At 73.2% G+C, this 25,630-nt stretch carries 24 protein-coding genes and 1 riboswitch; of the genes, 15 read left to right on the plus strand and 9 right to left on the minus strand.

The features are described 5' to 3' along the window. Positions 1-278: 278 nt before the first annotated feature. Genes nagA through ABZ807_RS00690 form a run of 3 tightly spaced genes read right to left on the minus strand, consistent with a single transcriptional unit; the run spans position 279 to position 3,246 of the window. The gene (nagA, locus tag ABZ807_RS00680) at positions 279-1,388 is read right to left on the minus strand and encodes an N-acetylglucosamine-6-phosphate deacetylase (protein ID WP_357151071.1); all 1,110 of its coding nucleotides are present in this window, start codon (positions 1,386-1,388) and stop codon (positions 279-281) included. Continuing rightward, positions 1,388-2,320: an ROK family protein gene (locus ABZ807_RS00685; RefSeq protein ID WP_357151073.1), complete on the minus strand. Its 933-nt coding sequence runs from the start codon at positions 2,318-2,320 to the stop codon at positions 1,388-1,390. The genes nagA and ABZ807_RS00685 overlap by 1 nt, the downstream gene beginning before the upstream one ends. Then, entirely contained in the window at positions 2,317-3,246 is a 930-nt protein-coding gene (locus tag ABZ807_RS00690) for a sugar isomerase (protein WP_357151075.1), read from the minus strand. Before ABZ807_RS00690 ends, ABZ807_RS00685 begins: the two co-directional genes overlap by 4 nt. 198 nt (positions 3,247-3,444) lie before the next feature. On the opposite strand from ABZ807_RS00690, the gene ABZ807_RS00695 reads away from it, so the two are divergent. From ABZ807_RS00695 to ABZ807_RS00730, 8 genes are all read left to right on the plus strand, one after another. Further along, a complete protein-coding gene (locus ABZ807_RS00695; protein WP_357151077.1) occupies positions 3,445-4,230 on the plus strand; it encodes a DeoR/GlpR family DNA-binding transcription regulator in 786 nt (261 codons plus the stop codon). A gap of 120 nt (positions 4,231-4,350) precedes the next feature. Then, positions 4,351-5,361: an ATP-binding cassette domain-containing protein gene (locus tag ABZ807_RS00700; protein WP_357151079.1), complete on the plus strand. Its 1,011-nt coding sequence runs from the start codon at positions 4,351-4,353 to the stop codon at positions 5,359-5,361. Continuing rightward, entirely contained in the window at positions 5,358-6,374 is a 1,017-nt protein-coding gene (locus ABZ807_RS00705; protein WP_357151081.1) for an ABC transporter permease subunit, read from the plus strand. Before ABZ807_RS00700 ends, ABZ807_RS00705 begins: the two co-directional genes overlap by 4 nt. 134 nt (positions 6,375-6,508) lie before the next feature. Next, positions 6,509-7,036, plus strand: a complete 528-nt coding sequence (locus tag ABZ807_RS00710; protein ID WP_357151083.1) for a DUF3263 domain-containing protein — start codon at positions 6,509-6,511, stop codon at positions 7,034-7,036. A 141-nt stretch (positions 7,037-7,177) separates the two neighbouring features. Further along, positions 7,178-8,077 (plus strand): hypothetical protein, encoded by a 900-nt coding sequence (locus tag ABZ807_RS00715; RefSeq protein WP_357151085.1) that lies wholly within the window; start codon positions 7,178-7,180, stop codon positions 8,075-8,077. A gap of 164 nt (positions 8,078-8,241) precedes the next feature. Next, positions 8,242-8,751: a GNAT family N-acetyltransferase gene (locus ABZ807_RS00720; protein ID WP_357151087.1), complete on the plus strand. Its 510-nt coding sequence runs from the start codon at positions 8,242-8,244 to the stop codon at positions 8,749-8,751. A gap of 289 nt (positions 8,752-9,040) precedes the next feature. Continuing rightward, positions 9,041-9,475: a hypothetical protein gene (locus ABZ807_RS00725; RefSeq protein WP_357151089.1), complete on the plus strand. Its 435-nt coding sequence runs from the start codon at positions 9,041-9,043 to the stop codon at positions 9,473-9,475. A gap of 2 nt (positions 9,476-9,477) precedes the next feature. Further along, positions 9,478-10,617 (plus strand): SRPBCC family protein, encoded by a 1,140-nt coding sequence (locus ABZ807_RS00730; protein WP_357151460.1) that lies wholly within the window; start codon positions 9,478-9,480, stop codon positions 10,615-10,617. A gap of 118 nt (positions 10,618-10,735) precedes the next feature. Here ABZ807_RS00730 and ABZ807_RS00735 read toward each other — a convergent pair whose 3' ends face one another. Continuing rightward, positions 10,736-13,021, minus strand: coding sequence for an AAA family ATPase (locus ABZ807_RS00735; protein ID WP_357151090.1), 2,286 nt, complete (start codon positions 13,019-13,021; stop codon positions 10,736-10,738). A gap of 152 nt (positions 13,022-13,173) precedes the next feature. On the opposite strand from ABZ807_RS00735, the gene ABZ807_RS00740 reads away from it, so the two are divergent. After that, positions 13,174-16,041 carry an alpha/beta fold hydrolase gene (locus tag ABZ807_RS00740; protein WP_357151092.1) on the plus strand — a complete coding sequence of 956 codons (2,868 nt, stop codon included), beginning with the start codon at positions 13,174-13,176 and terminating at the stop codon, positions 16,039-16,041. Next, the gene (locus ABZ807_RS00745) at positions 16,041-16,949 is read left to right on the plus strand and encodes an ABC transporter permease subunit (RefSeq protein WP_357151094.1); all 909 of its coding nucleotides are present in this window, start codon (positions 16,041-16,043) and stop codon (positions 16,947-16,949) included. The genes ABZ807_RS00740 and ABZ807_RS00745 overlap by 1 nt, the downstream gene beginning before the upstream one ends. 4 nt (positions 16,950-16,953) lie before the next feature. On the opposite strand, the gene ABZ807_RS00750 is transcribed toward ABZ807_RS00745, so the two are convergent. The 3 genes from ABZ807_RS00750 to ABZ807_RS00760 form a co-directional block, all read right to left on the minus strand. Beyond that, positions 16,954-17,208 (minus strand): hypothetical protein, encoded by a 255-nt coding sequence (locus ABZ807_RS00750; protein ID WP_357151096.1) that lies wholly within the window; start codon positions 17,206-17,208, stop codon positions 16,954-16,956. Further along, positions 17,196-17,444 carry a DivIVA domain-containing protein gene (locus tag ABZ807_RS00755; RefSeq protein WP_357151462.1) on the minus strand — a complete coding sequence of 83 codons (249 nt, stop codon included), beginning with the start codon at positions 17,442-17,444 and terminating at the stop codon, positions 17,196-17,198. Before ABZ807_RS00755 ends, ABZ807_RS00750 begins: the two co-directional genes overlap by 13 nt. 156 nt (positions 17,445-17,600) lie before the next feature. Next, positions 17,601-18,074, minus strand: coding sequence for a hypothetical protein (locus tag ABZ807_RS00760; protein ID WP_357151098.1), 474 nt, complete (start codon positions 18,072-18,074; stop codon positions 17,601-17,603). Positions 18,075-18,356: 282 nt separating this feature from the next. On the opposite strand from ABZ807_RS00760, the gene ABZ807_RS00765 reads away from it, so the two are divergent. Then, positions 18,357-18,596, plus strand: coding sequence for a winged helix-turn-helix domain-containing protein (locus ABZ807_RS00765; protein ID WP_357151100.1), 240 nt, complete (start codon positions 18,357-18,359; stop codon positions 18,594-18,596). Between the two features lie 103 nt (positions 18,597-18,699). Here the strand turns inward: ABZ807_RS00765 and ABZ807_RS00770 are convergent, their stop codons facing one another. Both ABZ807_RS00770 and ABZ807_RS00775 read right to left on the minus strand, forming a co-directional pair. Continuing rightward, positions 18,700-19,494, minus strand: a complete 795-nt coding sequence (locus ABZ807_RS00770) for a hypothetical protein (protein WP_357151102.1) — start codon at positions 19,492-19,494, stop codon at positions 18,700-18,702. Positions 19,495-19,507: 13 nt separating this feature from the next. Beyond that, positions 19,508-19,960: a hypothetical protein gene (locus ABZ807_RS00775; protein WP_357151104.1), complete on the minus strand. Its 453-nt coding sequence runs from the start codon at positions 19,958-19,960 to the stop codon at positions 19,508-19,510. Positions 19,961-20,565: 605 nt separating this feature from the next. On the opposite strand from ABZ807_RS00775, the gene ABZ807_RS00780 reads away from it, so the two are divergent. From ABZ807_RS00780 to paaN, 4 genes are all read left to right on the plus strand, one after another. Then, positions 20,566-20,928 carry a DoxX family protein gene (locus ABZ807_RS00780; RefSeq protein ID WP_357151106.1) on the plus strand — a complete coding sequence of 121 codons (363 nt, stop codon included), beginning with the start codon at positions 20,566-20,568 and terminating at the stop codon, positions 20,926-20,928. Between the two features lie 20 nt (positions 20,929-20,948). After that, positions 20,949-21,081: riboswitch (SAM riboswitch) on the plus strand. Positions 21,082-21,091: 10 nt separating this feature from the next. After that, on the plus strand, positions 21,092-22,381 hold the full coding sequence (gene thrC / locus ABZ807_RS00785) for a threonine synthase (RefSeq protein WP_357151108.1): 1,290 nt from the start codon (positions 21,092-21,094) through the stop codon (positions 22,379-22,381). Positions 22,382-22,875: 494 nt separating this feature from the next. Further along, positions 22,876-23,895, plus strand: coding sequence for a GNAT family N-acetyltransferase (locus ABZ807_RS00790; protein ID WP_357151110.1), 1,020 nt, complete (start codon positions 22,876-22,878; stop codon positions 23,893-23,895). 51 nt (positions 23,896-23,946) lie between these two features. After that, complete coding sequence (gene paaN, locus ABZ807_RS00795; protein ID WP_357151112.1) at positions 23,947-25,620, plus strand: phenylacetic acid degradation protein PaaN; 1,674 nt, start codon at positions 23,947-23,949, stop codon at positions 25,618-25,620. Positions 25,621-25,630: the final 10 nt, after the last annotated feature.

Below are 25,630 nucleotides of genomic sequence, written 5' to 3' on the forward strand. Positions count from 1 at the left end.
TCGTCCTTTGGAGCTGACGTCGCAAACGATTCAACCCACGGCACACCCCATGGTTCAGCCCACAGCACGGCCCGGGGCGAGGTGATTCGTCTACGACATCAGCTCGAAAGGAAGCCGGCAGGGTGATGGCCGGCGCGGGGCGCCAGGCCGCGAAAGCAGGGTGATGGCCGGGCGCGGGGCGCCGGCCGCGAAAGGAGGGTGATGGCCGGGCGCGGGGCGCCGGCCGCGAAAGGAGGGTGATGGCCGGGCGCGGGGCGCCGGCCGCGAAAGGAGGCGGATCACTCCAGCCAGGAGCCGCCGCGCATCACCCGGACCACGTTCAGCTCGTCGTCGAGCACGACGAGGTCGGCGCGGAGGCCGACCTGGAGCGCGCCGACCTGGTCGCCGAGGCCGATCGCCCGGGCCGGGGTGGTGGCCACCATGCGGGCCGCGTCGGCGATTCCGATGCCGGCGGAGACGGCGTGCCGCAGCGCGGCGTCCATGGTCAGGGTGCTGCCCGCGATCGCGCCGTCGCGGGCGAGCCGGGCCACCCCGTCGGCCACGGTGACCGCCTGGCCGCCCAGCTCGTACTCGCCGTCGGGCATCCCGGCCGCGGCCATCGCGTCGGTGATCAGGGCGGTCCGCTCCGGGCCGGCGGTCGTGCTGGCGAAGGTGAGCATGCCGTCGTGCAGGTGCACGCCGTCGGCGACCAGCTCGCACACCACGCTCGGTGCGTCCAGCAGGGCGACGACCGGGCCGGGCTCGCGGTGGTGCAGCGGCCGCATGCCGTTGAACAGGTGGGTGCCGACGCTCGCGCCTGCCGCCACGGCGGCCCGGGTCTCGTCGTACGTGGCGTCGGTGTGACCCACCGCGGCGACCACGCCGTGCGAGGTGAGCAGCTTGATCGCCTCCAGCGCGCCGGCCCGCTCCGGGGCCAGCGTCACCATCCGCACCGCGCCCGCGCCCAGCTCGATCAGCTCGGCCAGCTCGTCTGTGGAGGGGTCGCGGAGATACTCCGGGTTCTGCGCGCCGCAGCGCGCCGCCGACAGGTACGGCCCCTCGAAGTGGACGCCGGCCAGCACCCCCTCGCGCACCAGCGGGGCGAAGGCCGCGGTCGCGGCCCGCATCAGGTCGAGCGGGGAGCTGACCAGGCTGGCCAGCAGGGTGGTGGTGCCGTGCCGCAGGTGGAAGGCGGCCGCCTCGCGGGCGGCGTCGGCGTCGCCGGTGGTGAAGGTGTGCCCGCCGCCGCCGTGGGTGTGCATGTCCACGAAGCCGGGCACGATCCAGTGCCCGTCCCGTTTCGCCGGGTACTCGGCGACCGCGGCGATCCGGTTCCCGCTGATCTCCACGCACCCCTGCCGGACCACGCCGGTCGGGGTCACCACCTTGCCGTTCACCCGCAGGGCCATCACTGCTCCAGTCTGTCGAGGGCGAGCAGGGCGGCGCCGAGGCAGCCCGCCTCGTCGCCGAGGGCCGCCGCGACCAGACGCGGCTCCCGGTGGAAGGTGATCCGTTCCCGCAGCGCCGCCCGCAGCGGTCCGAACAGTTGCGTACCGGCCCGGACCAGTCCGCCGCCGATCACCATGGTCTCCACGTCGTAGAGCGCCTGGGCGGTGACGAGCCCGTCGGCGAGCGCCTCGACGCCCTCCCGCCAGACCCGCCCGGCCAGCTCCTCACCGGCCGCCGCCCGGTCGGCCACCTCGGCGGCGGTCAGCGGCGTGCCGGCCAGCTCGGTGTACCGGCGGCCGATGGCCGATGCCGAGGCCACCGCCTCCAGGCAGCCGGGCCGCCCGCAACCGCAGCGTGGCCCGTCGGGGCGTACCTGGATGTGGCCCAGCTCGCCGGCGGCGCCGTGCGCCCCGGCGGCGGCCGACCCGCCGACCACGTGGGCGGCGGCGATGCCGGTTCCGACGGCGACGAAGAGGACGTGCCCGACCCCGCGGCCGGCGCCGAGCCGGCTCTCGGCGAGGCCGCCGACGCGCACGTCGTGGCCGAGCGCCGTGGGCAGTCCGAGCCGCGTCCGGGCCAGCTCCCGCAGCGGTACGTCCCGGAAGCCGACGTTGGACGACCAGACCGCCACCCCGGCGACCTCGTCCACCAGCCCCGGCACCCCGATGCCGCAGGCGATCGGGGTGAGGCCGTCGGCGCGGGCCTTGCCGGCCAGCCCCTCGGCCACGTCGAGGATGGTGTCGACCACGGCGGCGGGGCCGCGCTCCGCGCCGGTGGGATGCCGTTCGACGTGCACCACGTCGCCGTCCGGGCGGACCAGCGCGCACTTCATCCCGGTGCCGCCGACGTCCAGCGCGACGACGACCGGCGCACCGTCGGGGACGTCGGTCACGCGAGGACCACGGAACGGCTCAGGTGCCGGGGGGCGTCCGGGTCGAGGCCGCGGCTGGTGGCCAGGGCGACCGCGAAGCGCTGGGCCAGGATCAGGTCGGCCATCGGGTCGACCGGGGTACGCCCCGCCGCCCAGCTGCCCAGCACCGTGCGGCAGCCGTGGTGGCGGCTGTGCACGAACGCCGCGCCGGTGGCCGCCACGTCCTCGGGCAGGCCGTCGGGGAGCGCGCCGAACGCCCAGACCAGCCGGCCGGGGGCGGCGATCGAGATCGGGCCGTGCCGGTAGTCCATCGCCGGGTACGCCTCCGCCCAGAAGGTGGCCGCCTCGCGGCACTTCAGCGCGGCCTCCTGGGCCAGCCCGACCGTCCAGCCCCGGCCGAGGAAGGTGGCCTGCTCGATGCGGGCCGGGTCGATCGGCAGCGGGGCCCGGACGGTCACCTCCGCGTCGGCGGCGAGCGCCTCGACGTTGTCGCCGAGGTGGGCGCGGAGCAGCGCCAGGGCGGTGGTGGCGAAGCGGGTCTGCACCACCGACCGCTCGTCGGCGAAGGGCATGGTCAGCGCCGCGTCGGCCAGCCCGGTGGCCGGGGAGGCGGGGTCGCCGACGAGGACCGTGGTGGGGGTCTGCCCGCGCAGCGCGGCGAGCAGGTCGAGCACCTCGGTGGTGGTGCCGGAGCGGGTGATCGCGATCAGCCGGTCGTAGCGGCGGCCGGTGGGGAACTCGCTGGCCTGGAAGGCGTCGGTCTCGCCGTGGCCGGCGGCCTCGCGCAGCCCGGCGTACGCCATCGCCATGAACCAGGACGTGCCGCAACCGACGACGGCGACCCGCTCGCCGGGGCGGGGGAGGTCGGCGGCGACGGTGCCGGCGAGCTGTGCCGCCTCCCGCCAGCAGTCGGGCTGGCTCGCGATCTCCGCGTCGACGTACGCCATCGGAACTCCTCGCACAGGGCAGCGGTGCGCAATACGGCTCGTTACAGCCGTCTTTCGCGCGTTATTCTGCGCGAAGTCGGGTGGCCGTGGCAACCGGCCGCCGGATTGCGCAGGTGGTGGTTTTGCGCCCTCGTAGTTTCGCGCACTATTGTGCACGCAATCAATCACCGTTCGTGCAGAGTCAACGGAGGCCCCACGGTGGACCGGTACGCCAGATGGAACGCTCTGCTCGAGATGCTGACCGACAGCGGCCGGGTCAGCGTCGAGGAGGCGGCCGACCGGCTGGACGTCTCGCAGGCCACCATCCGGCGTGACTTCGACCAGCTCGCCCAGCAGCAGATGATCACGCGCACCCGGGGCGGCGCGGTCGCCAACGGCGTCTCGTACGACCTGCCGCTGCGCTACAAGACCGCCAAGCACTCCGCCGAGAAGCAGCGGATCGGCACCGCCGCCGCCGCCCTGGTCTCCCCGGGCACCGTGGTCGGCCTCAACGGCGGCACCACCAGCACCGAGGTCGCCCGCGCCCTGGCCGTGCGCCCCGACCTGAACACCAGCGCCGAGGGCGCCCAGCTGACCGTGGTCACCAACGCCCTGAACATCGCCAACGAGCTGCTGGTCCGGTCCCGGATGAAGGTCGTGGTCGCCGGCGGGGTGGTGCGCCCGAAGTCGTTCGAGCTGGTCGGCCCGCTGGGTGGGGCGCTGCTGCGCGAGGTCACCCTGGACGTCGCCCTGCTCGGGGTGGACGCCGTCGACCCGCAGCTCGGCGCCGCCGCCCACCACGAGGGGGAGGCGGCGATGAACAACCTCATGGTGGCCCGCGCCAAGCGCGTGGTGATCATCGCGGACTCGTCCAAGCTGGGCGGTCACGCCTTCGCCCGGATCTGCTCCGTGGACCGGGTCGAGACGCTGGTGACCGACTCGGGCGCGTCGACCGAGGTGGTGGAGGCGTTCCGCGCCGCCGGGGTCACCGTCATCTGCGCCTGAGTCCCTCGTTGATACACCGTCGGTAGCGGATCGGCGCCCCGATGCATACCGGGTATTGCCTAACGGGGCATACCAAGTATGGTGACCGCTGTCATCAGCCACCATCGGGGGAGGCGCAGCTTGTCGGCTGTCCTGGAGATCGAAGGTCTACGTAAGACGTACAAGAGCCGCCGGCGGGGCACCCGCAACGCGCTGGACGGCTTCGACATGCGGGTCGAGGCCGGTCAGGTGCACGGCTTCCTCGGCCCCAACGGGTCGGGCAAGACCACCACGCTGCGGACCCTGCTCGGCCTCATCCGGCCCGACGGCGGCCGGATGACCATTTTCGGGCACGAGGTGCCCGCGGCGCTGCCCACCGTGGCCGGTCAGGTCGGCGCGATCGTGGAGAGCCCGCAGTTCTTCCCGCACTTCTCCGCGCGGGAGACCCTGTCGCTGCTCGCCGGCGCCGGCGAGGTGCCGGTCACCCGGGTCGACGAGGTGCTGGAGCTGGTCGGCCTGCGCGACCGGGCCGGCGAGCGGGTGAAGACGTATTCGCTGGGCATGAAGCAGCGGCTCGCGGTCGCCTCTGCCCTGCTCAAGAACCCGAAGCTGCTGATCCTCGACGAGCCGGCCAACGGCCTCGACCCCGGCGGCATCCGGGAGATGCGCACCCTGGTGCGTACCCTCGCCGAATCCGGGATGACCGTGGTGCTCTCCAGCCACATCCTCGGCGAGATCCAGCTCATCTGCGACTCGGTCACCATCATCTCGCTGGGCCGGCGGGTCGCTTTCGGCCCGGTCGACCAGGTGCTCGCGGCGCACTCGCACGGCGCGGTCCGGGTCCGGCTGGAGGCGGCCGAGGACCTGGCCGGCGCCGCCGAGCTGCTCGACCGGGCCGGCGTGCCGGTGACCCGGCATCCCGACCATCTGATGCTCGCCGGCGTGGACAAGCCCGCCTCGGTCAGCCGGCTCCTCGCCGAGCAGCACCTGTACGTCAGCGAACTGACGCCGGTCGCGGTGGATCTGGAGAGCGTCTTCCTGGAGCTGACCGCCACCGCGCCGGTGCCCGGTCAGCACCGCCAGGTCGACCAGTCCACGAAGGTCGGTGGGTCGGAGCAGGCCGGCACCGCCGGGGGAGGTTGGGGAGCATGAGTCTCTACCGTACGGAGCTGCGCCGGCTGACCAAGCGGCGCTTCACCCGCTGGTCGGCCCTGCTCGGACTGCTGGTCCTGGTGGCCGTGGTGGTGGGGGTCTTCTTCACCAACCAGAAGATCGACGCGGGTGCGCGGGCCAAGGCCGAGCGCGCCGCCGAGCAGCAGTGGCAGCGGGACGTCCGCAACAACGAGCAGTATCGCGTCGAGTGCGACAAGGCGAAGGCGGGCGGCAGCGCCCAGGCCGGCCAGTTCCCCGAGGACTGCTCGGCGATCCAGCCGCCGCCGCGGGAGGCGATCCAGGCGGAGTGGTTCCTCCCCTCCACCTTCGACTTCCGCACCAGCTTCGGCAACACCCTGCTGCCGCTCGCGGCCATCCTGGCGCTGGTCGGGTTCGTGGTGGGGGCCTCCTTCGTCGGCGCGGAGTGGAGCACCGGCGGGATGATGAACCTGCTGCTGTGGCGGCCGAAGCGGTTGACCGTACTCCTGACCAAGCTGGCGGCTCTGCTCACCGGCCTGCTCGCGGTCGCGCTGCCCACGACGGCGCTCTGGTTCGGCAGCTTCTGGCTGGTGGCCACCCTGCGCGGGAGCACCGAGAAGATGACCTCCGGCACCTGGCAGTCGTTCGCTCTCACCGGGCTGCGCGGGGTGGTGCTCGCGCTGGTCACCGCGGCGATCGGCTTCGCGCTCGCCTCGCTGGGCCGGCACACCGCGATGGCTCTGGGCGGGGTGATCGCGGTGATGGTGGTCGGCCAGTTCGGCCTCGGGATCCTCCTGCGAATGGCGGGTGTGCGCTTCGTCGAGGCGTGGCTGCTGCCCACGTACGCCCTGGCCTGGATTCAGAAGGAGGTCAAACTGGAGGACTGGGAGTCCTGCCAGGCCACCTACTTCGGGGAGTGCAAGCCGGACACCCTCACCGTCACCTGGCAGCAGTCCTCGGTGCTGCTGGCGGTGGGGCTGACGGTGATCCTCGGGGCGGCCTTCTGGACGATGCGGCGGCGCGACATCTCCTGACCGCCGGCCGGGTCCCGCGCCACCGCGCGGGGCCCGCCGGCGTCGGGTGCGTCGGGCCGCGGCCCTGGTTACGCTGGGGGTCCCCCCGGTCGGCGTCGGAGTTGCCGGCCGCCCGCGCTGTGTGAGGAGCGACCATGCCCGCCGACGCGTCCGCGGCCGCCACCGACCGGCCGGAGCTGTCCGGCCGGGCCACCACCCCGGAGCCGTCCGGGCGGGCCACCACCGACGAGCGGCCCGGCGCCGTCGTCCCCCCGCCGCGCAGCGCCCCGCCGGTCGAGGACACCCCGGTGCAGGACGCCCCGGAACCCGGCGACACCGCGACCGTCCCCGCCGACGCGGCGGACTACGCCCCGGGGCCCGACGGGCCGCCCGTGGGCACGGCGGGCGAACCGGTGCCCGCGCAGCGCGGACCGGCCGACCGGGCCACCGCGGACACCCTGACCGAGCGCGAACAGCGGATCCTCGCCTTCGAGCAGCAGTGGTGGAAGCACGCCGGGGCCAAGGAGCAGGCCGTCCGGGACACCTTCGGCCTCTCCGCCACCCGCTACTACCAGCTGCTCAACGCCCTGCTTGACCGGCCCGCCGCGCTGGCCGCCGAGCCGGTGCTGATCGGGCGGCTGCGCCGGCTGCGCTCCTCGCGCACCCGCAACCGCCGGCGCTGATCACTTCGGCCCTCCTGACGCTACCGTCGGTGACCGCCACGTACCGTGGGGTTCGTCCGATCCCGGCGGCAGCCGGGACGGGCATGGCGCCGGCCGGGCCGGGTAGCCGGGATCCTGGACGACGGCGAGGGGAGCGGGCTGGTGGTGGGACCGGAGGCGCGACACCCGGCGGGGCACACTGTGCGGACCGTCGGCGAGGCGTACGCGATGCGGGTCCGGTCCGTCTCGGTGGCCGCGCCGGGGCGCCCGGAGAACGAGGATGTGATCTTCCGGTTCGGCCCGCTGGTGGGTGTGCTCGACGGGGCCACCGTGCCGGACGGGTTCGACACCGGGTGCGTGCACGGGCCGGCGTGGTTCGTCCGCCACCTGGCCGCCCGGATCGGGCTGGCCGTCGCCGCCCGGCCGGCGGCGACCCTGGTGAGCAGCCTCGCCGCCGCGCTGCTGGCGGTCCGCGCCGACCACGGTGACGCCTGCGACCTGGACCATCCCGGCACCCCCTCGGCGACCGTCTGCCTGCTCAGGGAGGGCGGCGACGAGGTGGACTACCTCGTGCTCTGCGACAGCCCGCTGGTCCTCGACGTCGGCGGCCGGGTCGAGGTGGTCTCCGACGACCGGCTGGACACCGCGATGGCCGACCTGCGCCGGATCGTGGCGGGACTGCCGGTCGGGGAGGTCGACCCGGAGACCCGGTTCCGGCAGGCGGTGCAGGTGCAGCGGGAGCGGATGAACCGCACCCACGGCTACTGGGTGGCCGCGGCGGATCCGGATGCCGCGTACCACGCGGTCACCGGCACTTTGCCGCTGGGCGGCCCGGACGCGGTCCGCCGGGCGGTGCTGCTCTCCGACGGCGCGTCCAGCGTCGTCGAGGAGTTCGGCCTCCTCGACTGGGCCGGGCTGCTCGACCTGGTGACCGTGCAGGGGCCGGGCGCGCTGATCGAGCGGGTACGCGCCGCCGAACGCGACCATCCGGAGCGGCTGCGTCGGCACAAGCGCGCCGACGACGCCTCGGCGGTGCTCTGCGAGTTTCCGCCGCGGATGTGAGCCGTCGCCGCCCGGCCCGGCCCGGACCCGGCCGTCGCGCCCTTGACAGCGGAGCGTGACGCGGAACACTCCGATGGGACGACCGGCCGGTACCTCCGACCGGAGGGCCAATCGCCGCCCAAAGGGCTGGACGACCGGCGGCGGTGCCGGCAGACTGCGGCACTGTGACGGGTGCGGTACGACTGGAGCTGGTAGACGAGCGGAATCTGGAGCCGTTGCTCTCCGTAGCGGTGGCCGAGGCGGAACCGGGTGACGTGATGCCCCCGGTCGAAGCCCCGGCCGGCTGGTCGCTGGCCCGTCGCGAGGCGTTCCGGGAGTTCCACCGGGCCAGCTTCGCCGGCCTGGACGGCCCCACCCGCACCCGCATGTACGCGATCGTGGCCGGCGGCGAGGTGGTCGGCGCGGTGCGGATGAAGCGCTGCGAGGAGCCCGGGGTGGTGGAGACCGGGATGTGGCTCGGGCGCTCGGCCCGGGGCCAGGGCCTCGGCGTCGGCGCCCTGCGGGAGTTGCTGAACGAGGCCGCGGCCGCCGGTATGCACGGCGTCGTCGCGGACACCACCCGCGACAACGTCGGGGCCGTCCAGGTGTTGAGGAAATGCGGCGCCAAACTGCTCGAAAATGGCGGCAAAGTGCGCGCTGAAATCTGCCTTGACGCCATTCCGCCGGCATTCTGACAATTCTTCGCGGGGTTTGACCCTTCCCGGGTCCTTGCTGGTCGAAGCGCTTTGTCTGCCCGATCTGCGGCTTTAGCCGGTTGTTGGGCGACACCTTTCCGCGATGTCGGTAATCGGCCCGGCAGCTGCATGGAAATGTTTTGCGGATGGGCCTGAGGGTATTGCCCGCCGGGTCCGCCAATACGGGTCGTCCCGATCGCAGGCCTGCCGTGCGCATTTCCCGGGTTGCTGGTTTCCGGCCCCTCGGTGGATCGGGTCGTCCGACTCACCGCGGAGTGAAGGAGAGCCGATGAAGAGCGGACTGCGGGTCGGCCTCGCGGTCGGCCTCGGATATGTCCTCGGCCGGCGGAGGAAGCTGCGTTCGGCCCTGACCCTGGCCGCCGCCGTCGCCGTCGGGCGGGCCAGCCGCGACCCCGATCAGTTGCTCAAGCGCGGCGGGGACCTGCTGAACTCGTCCCCCCAACTGGCGAACCTCGGCAAGCTGAGCGGTCCGCTCGCCTCGGCCGGCAAGGCCGCCGCGACCGCCGCCGCCGGCAGCGGCATCGACGCCATCAGCGGCAAGCTGCGGGGCAGCGCGGACGCCCTGCGCCGCAGGTGCGGCGGGGGTGGTGGCGGCGACGCCCAGCGGTCCGCGCCTGACGAGGAGCAGGAGCTGGGCGACCAGCCGGAGCCGCCCGGCCGCGACTGGGGCGCGGACCCGGCGGCGTCGAAGCGGGGGCGGTGACCATGGCGGCGAACGACCCCGGCGCCCTGGCAGGCCGGGCCAGGGAGCAGCTCGGTGCCGACCTTCGGGACCTGGCGTCCGCGATCGGCGAGCGGGCCGTCGCGGTAGTCAGCGAGCGGATCACCGGCGCCACCGGACGGCTCAGCGAGTACGCCCGGTCCGGTGGTGGCCCGGGCCTGATCGCCGTCGCCGCCGGCGCGCAGAAGCTCGCCGAGGGCCACTCCCCGGTGAAGGCCATGTTCCATGCAGGCCTGGCCGGCGGTAGGGAGAAGGTGATGTCGGCGTTCGGTGGTGGCGGCGGCAAGGGTGGCAAGGGCGGCAGGAAGCTCAAGGTCACCAACATCGTCGAGACGATCGAGGTCGGCGTGCCGGTCCGGGTCGCCTACCACCGGTGGACCCAGTTCGGCGACTTCCCCAGCTTCATGAAGAAGGTCGAGCAGGCCGGGAACGACTCCGACGAGAAGATGACCTGGAAGGCACAGGTCTTCTGGTCGCACCGGACCTGGGAGTCGATCATCGTCCGGCAGATCCCGGACCGGCTCATCCACTGGCGGTCCAAGGGCGAGAAGGGATCGGTGGACGGCACCGTCAGCTTCCACGAGCTGACGCCCGGTTTGACCCGCATCCTGGTCGTCCTGGAGTACCACCCGCAGGGGCTCTTCGAGCACACCGGCAACCTCTGGCGGGCCCAGGGCCGACGGGTCCGGCTGGAGCTGAAGCACTTCGTCCGGCACGTGATGACCAGCACCGTGCTCGACCCTGACTCCGTCGAGGGCTGGCGCGGCGAGATCGAGGACTCCCAGGTGGTCAAGGACCACGAGACCGCGCTCCGCGAGGAGCAGGAGGCCCGCGAGGAGCGCCGGCCCGCCGAGCGCGGCCGCCGTCGCCCGTCGGTGCGCCGCCGGCCTGGAGAGGACGAGTACGACGCGTACGACGAGGGGGAGGACTACGACGAGGGGTACGACGAGGAGGAACCCGAGGAGGAACCGCCCCCGCCGCGCAGGCGCCAGCCGGAGCGGGCCCGTCGGCCGCAGCCCCCGCGCGAGGAGCCGCAGCGGCCTCGCCCGGCGGCCCGCCGCGTGCCGGAGCCGCCCCGCCGGCCGGTGGTCCGCCGTCGCCGTGCGGAGCGCGACGAGGGATGAGCCGGCCTCGCCCCCGAGGACCTCAACCTCAACCTCGACCTCGGCCCGCTGGGCCCGCTGCTGCCCACCGACTGAACGCCCGCCGATCCGCAGCGGAGGTGCCCGCGGCGGGCGGCGGTCAGCGTGCCGCCTGCTTCTCCGCGTACGCGGCCAGCCAGGCCACCTGCGCCGGGTCCAGCGACGGGCGGACCCGCCGCCGGGCGGTGGCCACGTGCGCGGCGGTGACCGTGGACGCGGTCAGCGACTCGCGCATCGCGGCCAGCGCCGCCTCCCGGACCAGGGCCGCGCAGTCCGCCGCCGAGAAGCCGTCCAGCTCCCCGCCGAGCGCGGCGAGGTCCACGTCCGGTGCGAGCGGCACGGTCCGGGCGGCGGCGCGCAGGATCTCCGCCCGGGCGGGGCCGTCCGGCGGTGGCACGTAGACCAGCCGTTCCAGCCGGCCGGGGCGCAGTAGCGCCGGGTCGATCAGGTCCGGCCGGTTGGTCGCGCCGACCACCACCACGTTGCGCAGCGCCTCCACCCCGTCCAGTTCGGTGAGCAGCGCGGCGACCACCCGGTCGGTCGTACCCCCGTCGCTGGCCTGGCCGCGCACCGGGGCCAGCGCGTCCACCTCGTCGAGGAAGACCAGCGTCGGCGCGGCCTCGCGGGCCCGGCGGAACAGCTCGCGGACGGCGCGTTCGCTCTCCCCGACCCACTTGGAGAGCAGCTCCGCACCCTTCACCGACAGCACGTTCGCCCGGCCCGACCCGGCCAGCGCGGTCACCAGGTATGTCTTGCCGCACCCGGGTGGGCCGTAGAGCAGCACGCCCCGGGGCGGCTGCACGCCCAGCCGGGCGAAGGTGTCCGGGTAGGTCAGCGGCCAGAGCACCGACTCGGTGAGGGTCTGCTTCACCTCGACCAGGTCGCCGACGTCGTCCAGGGTGACCGAGGCCAGCTCCAGGGTGGACGCGGCCATCGTGGTCGGCCGGACCACGTCCAGCGCCGCCGTGAAGTCGGCCATCGCCACCGTCGGCTGCTCGGCGGCCTTCTGCCGCAGGGCCGCGCGCACCCCGGCCTCGCGGACCAGCGCGGCCAGGTCGGCGGCGACGAAGCCGGGGGTACGGCCGGCCACCTCGTCCAGCCGCACGTCCTCGGCCAGCGGCACCTGCCGGGTCAGCACGGTGAGCTGTTCCCGGCGCAGGGCCGGGTCGGGCAGCGGCACGGTGATCCGCAGGGAGAGCAGGTCCGGGGCGCGCAGCGCCGGGTCGACCGCTTCGGGACGGGAGGTGGTGCAGACCACCGCCGCCCCGGCGCGGACGGTCTCGGCGATCACCTGGCGGAACACGGTGGCCAGCGGGCCCGGTTCCTCGGCCGGGGCCAGCGCCTCCACGTCGGTGACCAGCAGCACGGCCGGTCCGCCGGCGCGTACGTCGGTGGCGGCCTCGCGGAGCCGGTGGGCCGCCGCGTCGTTGCTCAGCGCGGCCAGCTCGGGCGCCCAGAGCGGGCGCACCCGCGCGCCGACGGTGGCCGCGACCGCCCGGACCAGCGCCGACTTGCCCGAGCCGGCCGGCCCGCTGAGCAGCACGCCGAGCGAGACGGTGGTGCCGAGCCGGCCCAGCACCTCGCGGTGGTGGAAGCCGAGGTCGAGCAGCTCGGTCAGCTCCTCGGCCTGGGTCCGCAGCCCGGGCAGCTCGTCCACGTGCGGCGCCTCGTCCGCCGCGCCCGTACCGGTGTCGTCCAGCCCGGTCCCGCCCGTCCCGGCGGTGGCGGTGGGTCCAGGGCGACCGCCCGGCCCCGAGCCGGGCGCGAGTCGGGTTGTGGTGGGGCGGGCCGGTCCCGGGGAGCCGTGGGTGGCCGGGCCGTGCTCCCAGCCGACCACGGTGTCCATGGTGACCAGCGCGCCCGCGTCCGGCTCGGCGTCGACGACGGAGAGCAGCGTGCTCGTCCAGGCGTACCCGACGGTGTTGGCGAGGCTGCGCCGCGCGGCCTCGACCAGGCTGCGCACCGAGGCGTCCGGGAGCACGTCCTGCGGCAGCAGGGAGACGTCGTCGCCGGGGGTGACCATCTTGCCGAGCAGGGCGAGCCGCAGCATCTCCGGCGACACCGCGGCGACCACCGGCACCGGGCCGCTCAGCATCACCCGGCGGGCGGGGACCACCGGCGCCGGGCCGACCGTCACCCGACCGCCGTCGCGCAGTCCCAGGTTGCCCAGCACCAGGTCGTCGGCGTAGAGCAGGGCGGTGCTCGCGGTCGGCTCGGCCGGCGCCACGATGCCGGCGGTCACCCGCCGGCCGGCCAGCCGGACCGGGTCGCCGGGACGCAGCGCGAGCGCGGTCAGCACCTCCGGGTGCAGCCGTACGATGCCGCGTCGGGCGTCCAGCGCGGCTGGCCGCAGGCTGGCGGTGAGGGTCAGGTCCGGTTCGGCCATCGCCCGACAGTAGCGGCCCCCGACACGGCCCCGCCCGGCTGTCACGCTCCCTCGTCGCCGGTGAGCAGCGACGGGTCCCGGCGGATCATCTCGGCCAGGACGTACGGAGGATCCCAGCCAACATTCAGCAACCGGGCCGTACCGTGAGCCACATGAGATCACCGCTGTCGGCCGCGCGGCTGCGGCGCGTCCTGTCCAGCCGGCGCCGGATCGCGGTCGCGTCGGTGGTCGTCGTGCTGCTGGCCGCCGCCGTCGTCTGGGCGGCCCGACCGGACCGGCCCGGTTTCCGTACCGAGTCCGCCCTGGTCACGGTCCGTTCCGGACCCTCCGGCGACCAGCCGGTCGAGCTGGACACCACGCTCTGGCTGCCCGACGACGCCTCGTCCGACCACAAGGTGCCGGCGGTGCTGCTGGCGCACGGCTTCGGCGGGACGAAGGACTCGGTCCGGTCCGACGCCGAGGACCTGGTCACCCGCGGCTACGCCGTGCTGACCTGGACCGCGCGCGGCTTCGGCCGCAGCGGCGGCGAGATCCACCTGGACCACCCCGACTACGAGATCCGGGACGCCCAGCGGCTGGTGGACCGGCTCGCGGAGCGACCGGAGATCCGCACCGACGCCGCCGGCGATCCCCGGGTGGGCGTGGTCGGCGGCTCGTACGGCGGTGGCCTCGCCCTGCTCCTCGCCGCCCAGGACCAGCGGGTCGACGCGATCGTCCCGATGATCACCTGGAACGACCTCTCCCGCGCCTTCCTCCCGGAGGGCACCGGCCGGCCGGCCACCGACGGCGTGTTCAAGAAGGGCTGGGCCGGGATCTTCTTCGGCGGCGGCGGCAACACCGGCTCGGGGCCGGCCGGGCTCTCCGGCACCTCGGCCGCGCAGCCGGAGGGTGCCCCCGCCTCCGCCGGGCCGCCCAGCCCCGGGCCGGGCGCGGGGCCGGGCACCGGTCCGGGGGGCGCGCCGGCGGCGGCCGCCGACCCGTCCTGTGGCCGGTTCGCCGCCGACGTCTGCGCCGCGTACCTGCGGATCGCCACCACCGGGCGGGCCGATCAGGCGGCGGTGGACCTGCTGCGCCACTCCTCCCCGGCCGGCGTCCTCGACCGGATCAAGGCGCCGACCCTGCTCGTGCAGGGCGAGGCGGACACCCTCTTCCCGCTGGCCGAGGCGGACGCCAACGCGCGCGGCATCGCCGCCGCCGGCACCCCGGTGCGGGTGGCCTGGTTCACCGGCGGCCACGACGGCGGCGCCGGGCCGACCAGCGACTCCGATCGGGTGAAGTTCCTGACCGCGCAGTGGCTCGACCACTACGTCAAGGGCGCGGGGGAAGCCCCCGGTGACAGCTTCACCTTCTCCCGGATCGCCGGCTTCGACGCCCTCGGTCGGGGGCTGGTGGCCACCGGCTACCGCGCCGCCGACTACCCCGGCGTCACCGGGGACGCCCGGCGTGCGGTCGCGGTCACCGGCCCGGCCCAGCCGATCGCCAACCCGCCGAACGGCAACCCCGCCGCGATCTCGTCGGTGCCCTTCGCCGGCGCACTCGGCTCGCTGCTCGGCAGGGTGGCCGGCGACGTTCCCGGCCAGCACGCCCGGTTCGAGTCGGACCCACTGGCCGACGCGGTGGACGTCGCCGGGTCGCCCACCTTCTCGCTCCGGGCGGCCTCGCCGACCGGCGAGGCGGTGCTCTTCGTCAAGCTCTACGACGTCGACCCGCAGGGCGCTGCGACGCTCCCCGACGGACTGGTCGCCCCGGTCCGGCTGACCGGCCTGCCGAAGACCCTCGACGCCGCGCAGCCGGTCACCGTCACGCTGCCGGCGATCGTCCGCCGGATCGAGGCCGGGCACCGGCTGCGGGTCGTGGTCGCCACCTCCGACCAGGCGTACACGACGCCGGCCGAGCCCACCGTCTACACGGTGGCCGCCGGCGGCGACCCGGTCAGCCTGCCGACGGTGAACGCCGAGCCGATCCCCACCACCGCCACGGTGTGGCGCTGGGTGCTGGTCGGGCTGCTCGCCGCCATCGCGGTCGGGCTCGCCGTGGTCGTCGCCGTCGTCCGCCGCCGGCACCGCCGCCAGGACAGCTCCGTCCACCCGGAGTACGCGGGCGTTCCGCTCGCCGTCCGCCAGCTGCGCAAGGAGTACGCCGACGGCTTCGTCGCCGTCTCGAACGTGGACTTCGAGGTGCACCCCGGTCAGGTGGTCGGCCTGCTCGGGCCGAACGGCGCGGGCAAGACGACCACGTTGCGGGTGCTGATGGGGCTGACCCAGCCCACCGCCGGCGAGATCTACGTCTTCGGGCACCGGCTGGTGCCCGGCTCGCCGGTGCTGTCGCGGATCGGCGCGCTGGTCGAGGGGCCCGGTTTCCTGCCGCACCTGTCCGGCCTGGAGAACCTGAAGGCGTACTGGCGGGCCACCGGGCGGCCGGCGGCCGACGCGCACTTCGAGGAGGCCCTGGAGATCGCCGGCCTGGGCGACTCGGTGCACCGGCGGATCAAGAACTACAGCCACGGCATGAAGCAGCGGCTGGCCATCGCGCAGGCCATGCTCGGCCTGCCCCAGCTGCTGGTGCTGGACGAGCCGACCGACGGGCTCGACCCGCCGCAGATCGCCGAGATGCGCCGGGTGCTCCAGCGCTACGCCACCGACGGCCGCGCGGTGCTGGTCTCCAGCCACCTGCTCGCCGAGGTGGAGCAGACCTGCACCCACGCGGTGGTGGTCAACAAGGGCCGGATCGTCGCCTCCGGGCCGGTCGAGGAGATCGTCGGCGAGTCGCCGAGCGTGCTCTTCGACGTGACCGACCCGGCCGCCGCGCGGGTCGTGCTGGAGGGTCTGGAGGGGGTCCGGGTGCTGCCCGACGGTGACGGCGGCCTGGTGGTGGACACCAACGGCACCGCCCGCAGCGAGGTGGTGGCGGAGCTGGTCCGGGCCGGTATCGGGGTGGACCGGGTGGTGCCGCGGCGGCGCCTGGAGGACGCGTTCCTCGCCCTGGTGGGCGAGAACTCTCGGGGAAGCGGGGACCGGTGATGGCGGGCTCATCCATCGACGTGGCGGGTCCGGGCGAGCCGGGCCGGGTCGGCCCGGGCGGGGCGGCCGCCGGTTACCGGCCGTCGGCGACCCTGCCGTTCGCGGCCGAGTTCCGCCGGCAGGCGTCGCGGCGGCGTACCCAGTTGGCGCTGGGGTTCATGGTGGCGCTGCCGCTGATCATCCTGATCGCGTTCCAGTTCAACTCCGGCAACGAGGACCGGAACCGGAACAACGAGTTCGGCAGCCTGGTCGACCTGGCCGTCTCGGGTGGGCTGAACTTCACCCTCTTCTCGATCTTCGTCTCGTCGTCGTTCCTGCTGGTCGTGGTGGTGGCGCTGTTCTGCGGGGACACCGTGGCCAGCGAGGCGAGCTGGGGCAGCCTGCGCTACCTGCTGGCGGTGCCGGTGCCCCGGTCCCGGCTGCTCGCGGTGAAGCTGCTGGTCGCGCTCGCGTACTCGGCGCTGGCCCTGCTGCTGCTCGCCGGCACCGCCCTGCTCGCCGGCACCCTCCGGTACGGCTGGGCGCCGCTGCGCAGCCAGGTCTCCGCCGAGCTGGCTCCGGGCGAGGGGCTGGTGCGGCTGCTGGCGGTGCTCGGCTACCTGGCCGTCGTCCTGCTGGTGGTGGCCGGGCTGGCGTTCCTGCTGTCGGTGAGCACGGACGCCGCGCTCGGCGCGGTCGGCGGCGCGGTGCTGCTCTGGATCCTCTCCAGCATCCTGGACCAGATCACCGCGCTCGGCGGGCTGCGCGACTTCCTGCCGACCCACTACAGCTCGGCCTGGCTGGGGCTGCTCTCCACCCCGGTGCAGACCGACGACGTGGTGCGGGGCGCGATCTCGGCGGTGAGCTACGCGACGATCTTCTGGGGGCTGGCCTTCTGGCGCTTCACCCGCAAGGACGTCACCAGCTGACGGGTCACCGGCCGGGCGCGCAGCCGCCGTCGTGGCCGGCCGGGTGGCGGCAGCGACCGGTTCCGTCGAGCCGGGCGTCGCACCAGACCCGGGTACGCACGAACTGGCGGTCCTCCTCGGAGAGGGTCGTCTCGCCGAAATCGATGGCGAGCACGTGGCCGAGGGAGCGGCGTAGCGCCATGGCCAGGGCGGCGTCGCCGGCCTGGGTCAGGGTGGTCGGCAGGTGGATGATCCAGTGTGGTTCGTTCACCGGGGCCACCGGCTGTTCGGGGTCGCTGTGGTGTGCCGGCAGCCGGTGTGCCGGGACTGCCACTGGCGCAGCGCCTGCCGGATGCGTTCGCCCTCGGTGTTGGCGGTGACCAGGTCGCGGGTGAGTCGTTCCAGTTCGTCGGCGAGCTGGTCGAGGTAGGCGTACACCTGGTCGGGGTCGAGGCCCCGCCACCGGCGGGTGCCGAAGGTGGCGACGCGGACGTGCTGCGGGAGTAGACGCTGCATGGCTCGGTAGATCACGGTTGTCTCGCCTTTCCGATTTCGCCGGGTGGCGGCACCGGGGCGGGCGGGGTCGACCGGCACGACCGCGCGTGGCGTACCGGCCGGAGCCCGGCACCCGCCCCGGGCCCTTTCCTTCCCACGGAGGTCCGCGAGCAGGTTTCAGGTGGTGGTGGGTTCCGCGCCGGACAACCCGCCGGTGTACGACGCCAGCGCGGCGACGGCAGCGGACAGGCTTTCCGTCATCAGGTCGAGCTGTTCGGCGGCGCGGTGCCACTGCCCGGCCGCCGTCTCGGTGGCCGGGTCGGCCCGGTCCGCGTCGAGGAGCTGCTGCCCGGCGGTGGTGATCCGGGCCGGGAGCTGCCCGATCCGGGCGGCTGCCGCGTCCAACTGGTCCCGGGCGGTGTCCAGCACCTCGATCAGGCCGCCGATGGTGCCGGACTCCTGGTGGCCGGCGTCGGCGCGGAGCCGGCGTACCCCGTCGCTGAGCTGCCGTTCCGCGTCGCCGGCCAGGTCGAGGGCGTCCTCGCCGTTGCGCCGGGCGTGCCGGACTGCCGGGTTGCGCGCAGCCCGCGCCGGTGCGTTCCAGCAGCACCGTGGCGGCGGCGACCGCCAGGTACGTCTCGCGCAGCTCACCCGGCCACCTGCTCGGCCGCCCAGATCGCGCTCGCGGCGGGAATCTCGGAGTCCGTCACGGTGCAGACCTCCTTGTCGTCGGTGGGGCCGAGGCAGCACGCCGACCGGTCCGGAGGGGGAGTCGGTCGCCGGGCGCGCTGCCCCGGCAAGGGGGATCGACCAGTGCCTAGCTGGGGCGGTCCTTCACGAGCTTTACCGATAATGCCGGTAAAGTCAACGATGCGCTTGAGGCGCTTCCGGGTTTCGTGATCAGATGGACATGCCTAGCTGGGAGTACTTCGCATGTCCACACCTCGCAAGTTCGAGCCGCACTACCGGCGGATCATCGCTGACATCAGGAGACGTATCGCTGAAGGTGAGTGGCCGCCCGGTCACAAGCTGCCCTCCACCAAGGAGTTGGCTGACCTGTACGAAGTGGGCAGCCAGTCGACCGTCCGGCAGGCCATTACGATCCTGATCGAGACCGGCGAGCTGTATGGCCATCAAGGCTTGGGCGTCTTCGTTCCAGACGCTCAGAAGTAGCAGAGCCCATGCATCCTTCGGATGCCCGGCTTCCATTGGTGACTCACGGGCGTGTTCGATCCGGCGCCCGGCGCCGCCCATCGTTCGGTGTGAGTGGTTTCCGCTATGGCCGTAGGGCGGCCTGTGGAGGCGGCACTACCTTGTCGAGCTGCCGCTCAAGGCTGAGTGGATCGTCGAAGAACTCGACGTCGCTGACGGTTCGGAGTTCGGCGACGATTGCTGGGGGCCAGTCTCGCGCCGAGCCGTCCAGCGCCGCGACTCGGCTCTCTCGTGCGATCTTCGACAAGCCGAAGACGTGGTAGCAGTGCTCGGCGGCCTGGTCGGGGTCACGCAGGCTGACGGCCTGAACGTATGCCGCCTTGCCGTCGTTGGCGACCCGTAGGGTGACCGAGCGGCTGCGCCCTGACTCCAGTGGAATCGGGGCGTCTCGCTGGAGGTTGCGGCTGCGACCAGCCCAGACGGTGACCCGATCAGTGACTCGATCGACAAACCTCATCCCCGCTTGACGAGGAGCGAGCCAGCGGAGTTGGTCGGTACGCAACGAAGCCTGGGCGACACCCAGGACCAGCCTGCCCAGATCTTCGGCGGCCCCGAAGGTCGCGATTTCACCGGGGGCCGCGTTGACGCCGTTGAGACCGCCGCCGGCCATGATCTCGGCGAACGCCTCGGCTGCCCGGCCAGCGAACAGGTTTACTCCCGCCATGGACAGCAGGGATGCTGCGGCGGCGCGGTCGGTGACGCGATAGCCGGAGCCCATTGGTTCGACGAGCACCCGTACGCCGTCGCCGTCGCCGTAGGTCAGGGGCAGGTCGACCAGCAGGCCATCGCCGTATGGGTGCACGACGGTGTTGTCGTTGACTGTCCGGAGGACAGCGCCGATGACAGTCGTGGCATCCACGATCATCTCCTCCTCACGGCTCTCGCCAGATGAAGTCGTCCCCGATCGCGATGAAACACTCCGCAGCGAACGCTTCCAGGATCGCACGGTAGGTGCCGGGTGCGACCCTCGGTTGCAGCGGAACGGCGGGGATATCGTCTGGTTCGTAGGCCCCCTCGTCGCCTCCGCCGGGCTCGCTCCGGTGTTTGTGGGTGCCGGGAAAGGGGCGATGTGGGGTGTTCAGGCAGAGCCGGCGGGCGGAGAAGCCCATCCGACCATCACCAGCGAGATATTGGAGCGCCGGCTCGCTAGGTTTCAGCTCGTTGACGGTCATACGAAGCCGACACGGAGCGAGCGCCCTGATGGCGGTGCCGACTCGGACGCTGCCCTCTCTGACCACGCGGTTCTTCGTGGTCCAGGTGATGCCGCCCAAGGTCACCGCCGCTGCGAGCGGCGACAGCAGGGCGCCGAGATTGGCAGCCGTCATCAAGTGGGACACTTGCCGACTCACAATCGCGTCCCCTTGTCGTCGAGGAGAAGTCAGACCCGCACTCAGGGTGTAGGGATGTTCGTGCGGTGGGTGGTCAGCGGCTCGACCGAAAACGTCAATGTAGTTGCGGGCGGCCTCAGCGTGCCGGCGCACAAAACCCTCGCTTGGCGTGTCGGGTCGGACACTATCGGACATGGTCGTGTCGACGCAGTCCCGGCAGTCGCGCCGAGTCGGGAAGTTGACATCGTCGTCGGCGGGGTGAGCGCCCGATTTCGTGGGCTGCCAACGGCGTCGTAGCCTCACAGGCTCGGACGAGACGGCATCAAGACGGTGGGGCTACGTACCCACGAAGATCACGTGGCCGTGCAGAAGTTGCGCCGCAACCGGCAGTGAGCTACGCGATTTTCTTCTGGGGGTTGGCCTGCTGGCGCTTCACCCGCAAGGACGTCACAGCTGACCCCGCTCCCACCGAGCGACTTCCCGTTGATAGAAAAGCTATGAATCTAGATCATTCTATTGCTGATCCTGGGTGGGCTCATCCCACTCATCGGAGGTAGCCATGAATTCCGACCGGTTCCACGGCCCCCCTGTCCCTGTTCCGTATGGTCGTCGGCCTGCTGTTCCTCTGCCGCGGCCTGTCGTCGCTCCTCGGCGTGCTCGGTGGCAGCCGCGGCACCGGCCAGTCCGTACCGGTCGGGCAGTGGCCGGGCTGGTGGGCCGCGCTGATCCAGGCCGTCTGCGGCGCGCTGGTCCTGGTCGGGCTCTTCACCCGGCCCGCCGCGCTGATCGCCTCCGGCTCGATGGCGTACGCCTGCTTCACCGTGCACCAGCCGGACGGCCTGCTGCCGATACGCAACGGCGGTGAGCTCGCCGCCGGAGCCGCTCCCCACGGCCCCGGCGGCGCCGCCGGCCGGGTGGCTCACAGCGTGGGAACCGGGCTCGGCATCCGCGGTGCGACCTCCTAGAATCGGTGGCACAACTGCATACCTCATCCAGAGGGGCTGAGGGATACGGCCCGACGACGCCCCGGCAACCACCCGCACGCTCGATGACGAGCCGGCGCGGGCAGGTGCCAATTCCGTCCCCGCCGCAGGGTGCGATGTGGGGAAAGATGAGAGGACTCTCGACATGACGTCGACGCTTCCCGCCGCCCCCGGCATCGACATCACCGCCAGCCCGGCCCGCGCCCTGGTCTGCCGCGCCTGTTCCGCGCGCTACCCGCTCGTTGCCCAGCACGCCTGTTACGAGTGTTTCGGGCCGCTGGAGGTCGACTACGACGCCGCCGCCCTGGCCGCCGTCACCCGCGAGCTGATCGAGGCCGGTCCGCAGAACATCTGGCGGTACGCCGCCCTGCTCCCCGCCGGCCAGGACCCGGCCACCCGGGTGACCCTGGACCCGGGGCTGACCCCGCTGGTCGCCGCCCCGCACCTCGCCGCCGAGCTGGGCATCACCGCGCCGCTCTGGGTCAAGGACGACAGCGCCAACCCGACCCACTCGTTCAAGGACCGGGTGGTCTCGGTGGCGCTGACCGCCGCCCGGGCGCTCGGCTTCACCCGGTTCGCCTGCGCCTCCACCGGCAACCTCGCCAACTCGGTGGCCGCCCACGCGGCCCGGGTCGGCGTGCCGTCGGTGGTATTCATCCCCGGGGACCTGGAGCAGGGCAAGGTGGTCACCACCGCGGTCTACGCCGGCGACCTGGTCGCCATCGACGGCTCGTACGACGACGTGAACCGGCTCTGCGGCGAGCTGGTGGAGACCGACGAGTTCGAGGACACGGCGTTCGTCAACGTCAACGTCCGCCCGTACTACGCGGAGGGTTCCAAGACCCTGGGGTACGAGGTGGCCGAGCAGCTGGGCTGGCGGATCCCGGCCCAGGTGGTCATCCCGATGGCCAGCGGCGAGCTGCTCACCAAGATCGACAAGGCGTTCTCCGAGCTGGTCGAGATCGGCCTGGTCGAGGCGCCGGCCGGAGGCTGGAAGGTCTTCGGCGCCCAGTCCGCCGGCTGCAACCCGATCGCCACCGCGCTGCACGACGACCGGGACACCATTGTTCCGGTCAAGCCGACCGGCATCGCCAAGTCGCTCAACATCGGCGACCCGGCCGCCGGCCTCTACGCCCTGGAGGCGGTGCGCCGTACCGGCGGCTGGATGGAGTACGTCGACGACGAGGAGATTCGCGTGGGGATCCGGCTGCTCGCCCGTACCACCGGGGTCTTCGCCGAGACCGCCGGCGGGGTGACCGTGGCGGTGCTGCGCAAGCTGGTCGAGTCCGGACGGCTCGACCCGACCGCCGAGACCGTGGTGTTCAACACCGGCGAGGGCCTGAAGACCATCGACGCGATCGCCGGCCAGGTCGGCCCGACCCACCGGATCAAGCCCTCGCTGCGCGCCGCCCGCGACGCCGGCCTCCTCGCCTGACGGCCCGCCCGCTCTGGCCATCCCGTTCCGCCGCCCCTCGACGCCCGGTCCGCGGGCCGAGGTCCGCTTGATCCACTCCATGTGCGGCGTGTCGCGGCCTTCCCGCCGCTCGGAAGCCGCGACATGCCGCAAACGGAGGCGCGCGGCGGCGGCGTGTCGCGGCTCCCGGCTGCTCGGAGACCGCGACCTGCCGCAACCGGCGGATCGGCAGCTTGGCCGGGAGGAGGACGGGCGGATCGCCCGGACGGGGGATCGGGTCGATCCGCCGGGTAACTGGCTTTTCGCTGTGAGTGTGGAAAACCCGCCGACAAGGACTTGACGGCAGGAACCGGACGGCGCAAGATGCTCCGTGCGGGAGGGCGTTCCGCCGGAGACTTTCAGTTCTTACGACCCAACGCCGGAGGCGTTGTGCGGACGTCCCTCCCGACCAACGTCCGAAGGGGCCAGCGGGAAAACCGCTGGCCCCTTCGCTGTGCATGACGCAGGCTCACCGCATGGGCATCTCCATCACCCCGCTCGACCCGGCCGACCAGGCGGCGCTCGACGCGGCGTACCGGATCGGTGTGGCGGCCGAAGCGGCGGACCTGCCGGACTTCCCGTCGTTGTGCCGGCGCCGGTTCGAGGCGCCGCTGCGTCACCCGATGCCCGGCATCGACACCCGTTGGGTGCTGGCCCGGCTCGACGGGGCGCCCGCCGGCTGGATCCGCCTGCACCTGCACCTGCTGGACAACACCGAGAACGCGAGCGCCGAGCTGGTGGTGGACCCGGCGCACCGGCGGCGCGGGGTGGGCCGGGCGCTGCACGAGCACGGCCTGCGCCTGCTGCGCGAGGCCGGGCGCAAGCGGGTGGTCGGGTCGACGGTCACCACCCTGCCGGGCGGGCCGGCGCGGGACGGCGCCGGAGCCGCCTTCGCCGCCGCGGTCGGCGCCCACCCGGCCCTCGCCGACGTCCGCCGTCGGCTCGACACCACCGCGCTGGACCGGCCCCGGCTGGCGGCGCTGCTGCTCGAGGCCCGCACGGCCGCTGCCGGCTACCGCACCGTCCGCTGGCGGCAGCGCACCCCGGAGGCGTACGTCGCCGACGTCGCCTATCTGGAGGGGCGGCTGATGACCGACGCCCCGACCGGGGACCTGCAGTGGGAGCAGGAGAAGTTCGACGCCGATCGGATCCGGGGCACCGAGCGGGCGTTCGACGCCCGGGGCGTCCGCGTGTACAACCTCGGCGCGGTGCACGAGGCGTCCGGCGGGATGGTCGCCTGGAGCATGCTCAGCATGGCCGCGAACACCACCTGGCACGCCTGGCAGCAGACCACTATCGTCGACCCCGACCACCGCGGTCACCGGCTCGGCCTGCTCTGCAAGATCGAGAACCTGGGGCACATCCTGACCCACGAGCCGGAGCTGCGCGCGGTCGACACCTACAACGCGGCGGACAACTCCCACATGACCGCGATCAACGAACAGCTCGGCTTCCGCCCGGTGGACGGCTCGACGGACTGGCAGCTGACGATCTGACCTGTGACACGCCCCTACTGATCTGGTGGCTTGCTGTTGCATGATGGCGGCATGACGGAGACCCCGCACCCCCTGTACGACAGGCACGCCGACACCCTCAACCGCGCGCTGACCGCGATCACGGAGCGGGGATACTGGTCCGCCTATCCCGAGTCACCCAGCCCCCGGGTGTACGGCGAGACCGCCGCCGCCGACGGTAAGGCCGCCTTCGAGGCGTACCTGAACGGCGACTTCCCCCTCGACCAGCCCGGCTCGGGCGACCCGGTCGCCACCGAGTCCAGCCCGTTCGGGCTGGAGCTGAACGTGCGCTACCCGCACGCTGGTGCCGACGAACTGGTCGCCGCCGCCTCCGCCGCCCTGCCGGCCTGGCGTGACGCCGGCCCGCAGGCCCGGGTTGGCGTCTGCCTGGAGATCCTCGACCGGCTGCACAAGCACATCTTCGAGCTGGCCAACGCGGTGCAGTTCACCAGCGGCCAGGCGTTCGTGATGGCCTTCCAGGCCGGCGGCGCGCACGCGTTGGACCGCGCGCTGGAGGCGCTCGCCTACGCGTACGCGGAGATGACCCGGCACCCGGGGACGGCCGGCTGGGAGAAGGCGGCCGGCAAGGGCGACCCGCTGCGGATGACCAAGACGTTCCACGTGGTGCCCCGGGGTGTGGCCCTGGTGATCGGCTGCAACACCTTCCCCACCTGGAACTCGTACCCGGGGCTCTTCGCCTCGCTGGTCACCGGCAACCCGGTGGTCGTCAAGCCGCACCCGCGCGCGGTGCTGCCGCTGGCCATCACGGTGAAGTACGCCCGGGAGGTGCTGGCCGAGGCCGGCTTCGACCCCAACCTGGTGCTGCTCGCCCCCGAGGCGCCGGGCGAAAAGCTCGCCTCCACCCTGGCGCTGCACCCGGCCGTCAAGATCGTCGACTTCACCGGCTCCACCGAGTACGGCGACTGGCTGGAGGCGAACGCCCGGCAGGCGGCCGTCTACACCGAGAAGGCCGGCCTCAACACGGTGGTGATCGACTCCACCGACGACTTCGCCGGGCTGTGCCGCAACCTCGGCTTCACGCTGGTCCTCTACAGCGGCCAGATGTGCACCACCTCACAGAACATCCTCATCCCGTCCGGCGGCATCGCCACCGACCAGGGGCACAAGAGCTTCGACGAGGTGGCCGCCGGCATCGCGGGCACGGTCGGCAAGCTCACCGCCGACCCGGCGCGCGGGGTCGAGCTGACCGGCGCCATCGTCAACGAGGGGGTGCTGGAGCGGCTGGACGAGGTCACCAAGGTCGGCGAGCCGGTGCTGGAGTCGCGTACCGTCGAGCACCCGGCGCTGCCCGGCGCGGTGGTGCGGACGCCGGCCATCGTGAAACTCGCCGCCGACGACACCGCCACCTACGGCCGCGAGTGGTTCGGGCCGATCTCGTTCGTCATCGCCACCGACTCCACCGCACACAGCCTGGAGATCCTGCGCGCGACGGTGGGCGAGAAGGGCGCGCTGACCGCCGCCGTCTACTCCACCGACCCCTCGGTGCTGGACGCGGCCGAGGCCGCCGCGGTCGACGTCGGCGTGCACCTGTCCTGCAACCTGACCGGCGGGGTCTTCGTGAACCAGTCGGCCGCGTTCTCGGACTTCCACGGCAGTGGCGCCAACCCGGCCGCCAACGCCGCGCTGACCGACGGCGCGTACGTGGCGAACCGGTTCCGGATCGTGCAGAGCCGGCGGCACGTCTAGGTCTCGGCAG

The organism is Micromonospora sp. NPDC047548 (genome assembly GCF_040642975.1).
Lineage (GTDB): Bacteria > Actinomycetota > Actinomycetes > Mycobacteriales > Micromonosporaceae > Micromonospora.

Bases quoted from the DNA above. Each gene is read 5' to 3' on its own strand.
- nagA (WP_357151071.1), bottom strand. From the start codon at position 1,388: ATGGCCCTGCGGGTGAACGGCAAGGTGGTGACCCCGACCGGCGTGGTC.
- ABZ807_RS00690 (WP_357151075.1), bottom strand. From the start codon at position 3,246: ATGGCGTACGTCGACGCGGAGATCGCGAGCCAGCCCGACTGCTGGCGG.
- ABZ807_RS00705 (WP_357151081.1), top strand. From the start codon at position 5,358: ATGAGTCTCTACCGTACGGAGCTGCGCCGGCTGACCAAGCGGCGCTTC.
- ABZ807_RS00710 (WP_357151083.1), top strand. From the start codon at position 6,509: ATGCCCGCCGACGCGTCCGCGGCCGCCACCGACCGGCCGGAGCTGTCC.
- ABZ807_RS00725 (WP_357151089.1), top strand. From the start codon at position 9,041: ATGAAGAGCGGACTGCGGGTCGGCCTCGCGGTCGGCCTCGGATATGTC.
- ABZ807_RS00730 (WP_357151460.1), top strand. From the start codon at position 9,478: ATGGCGGCGAACGACCCCGGCGCCCTGGCAGGCCGGGCCAGGGAGCAG.
- ABZ807_RS00735 (WP_357151090.1), bottom strand. From the start codon at position 13,021: ATGGCCGAACCGGACCTGACCCTCACCGCCAGCCTGCGGCCAGCCGCG.
- ABZ807_RS00740 (WP_357151092.1), top strand. From the start codon at position 13,174: ATGAGATCACCGCTGTCGGCCGCGCGGCTGCGGCGCGTCCTGTCCAGC.
- ABZ807_RS00745 (WP_357151094.1), top strand. From the start codon at position 16,041: ATGGCGGGCTCATCCATCGACGTGGCGGGTCCGGGCGAGCCGGGCCGG.
- ABZ807_RS00755 (WP_357151462.1), bottom strand. From the start codon at position 17,444: ATGCAGCGTCTACTCCCGCAGCACGTCCGCGTCGCCACCTTCGGCACC.
- ABZ807_RS00765 (WP_357151100.1), top strand. From the start codon at position 18,357: ATGTCCACACCTCGCAAGTTCGAGCCGCACTACCGGCGGATCATCGCT.
- ABZ807_RS00775 (WP_357151104.1), bottom strand. From the start codon at position 19,960: ATGACGGCTGCCAATCTCGGCGCCCTGCTGTCGCCGCTCGCAGCGGCG.
- ABZ807_RS00780 (WP_357151106.1), top strand. From the start codon at position 20,566: ATGGTCGTCGGCCTGCTGTTCCTCTGCCGCGGCCTGTCGTCGCTCCTC.
- thrC (WP_357151108.1), top strand. From the start codon at position 21,092: ATGACGTCGACGCTTCCCGCCGCCCCCGGCATCGACATCACCGCCAGC.
- ABZ807_RS00790 (WP_357151110.1), top strand. From the start codon at position 22,876: ATGGGCATCTCCATCACCCCGCTCGACCCGGCCGACCAGGCGGCGCTC.
- paaN (WP_357151112.1), top strand. From the start codon at position 23,947: ATGACGGAGACCCCGCACCCCCTGTACGACAGGCACGCCGACACCCTC.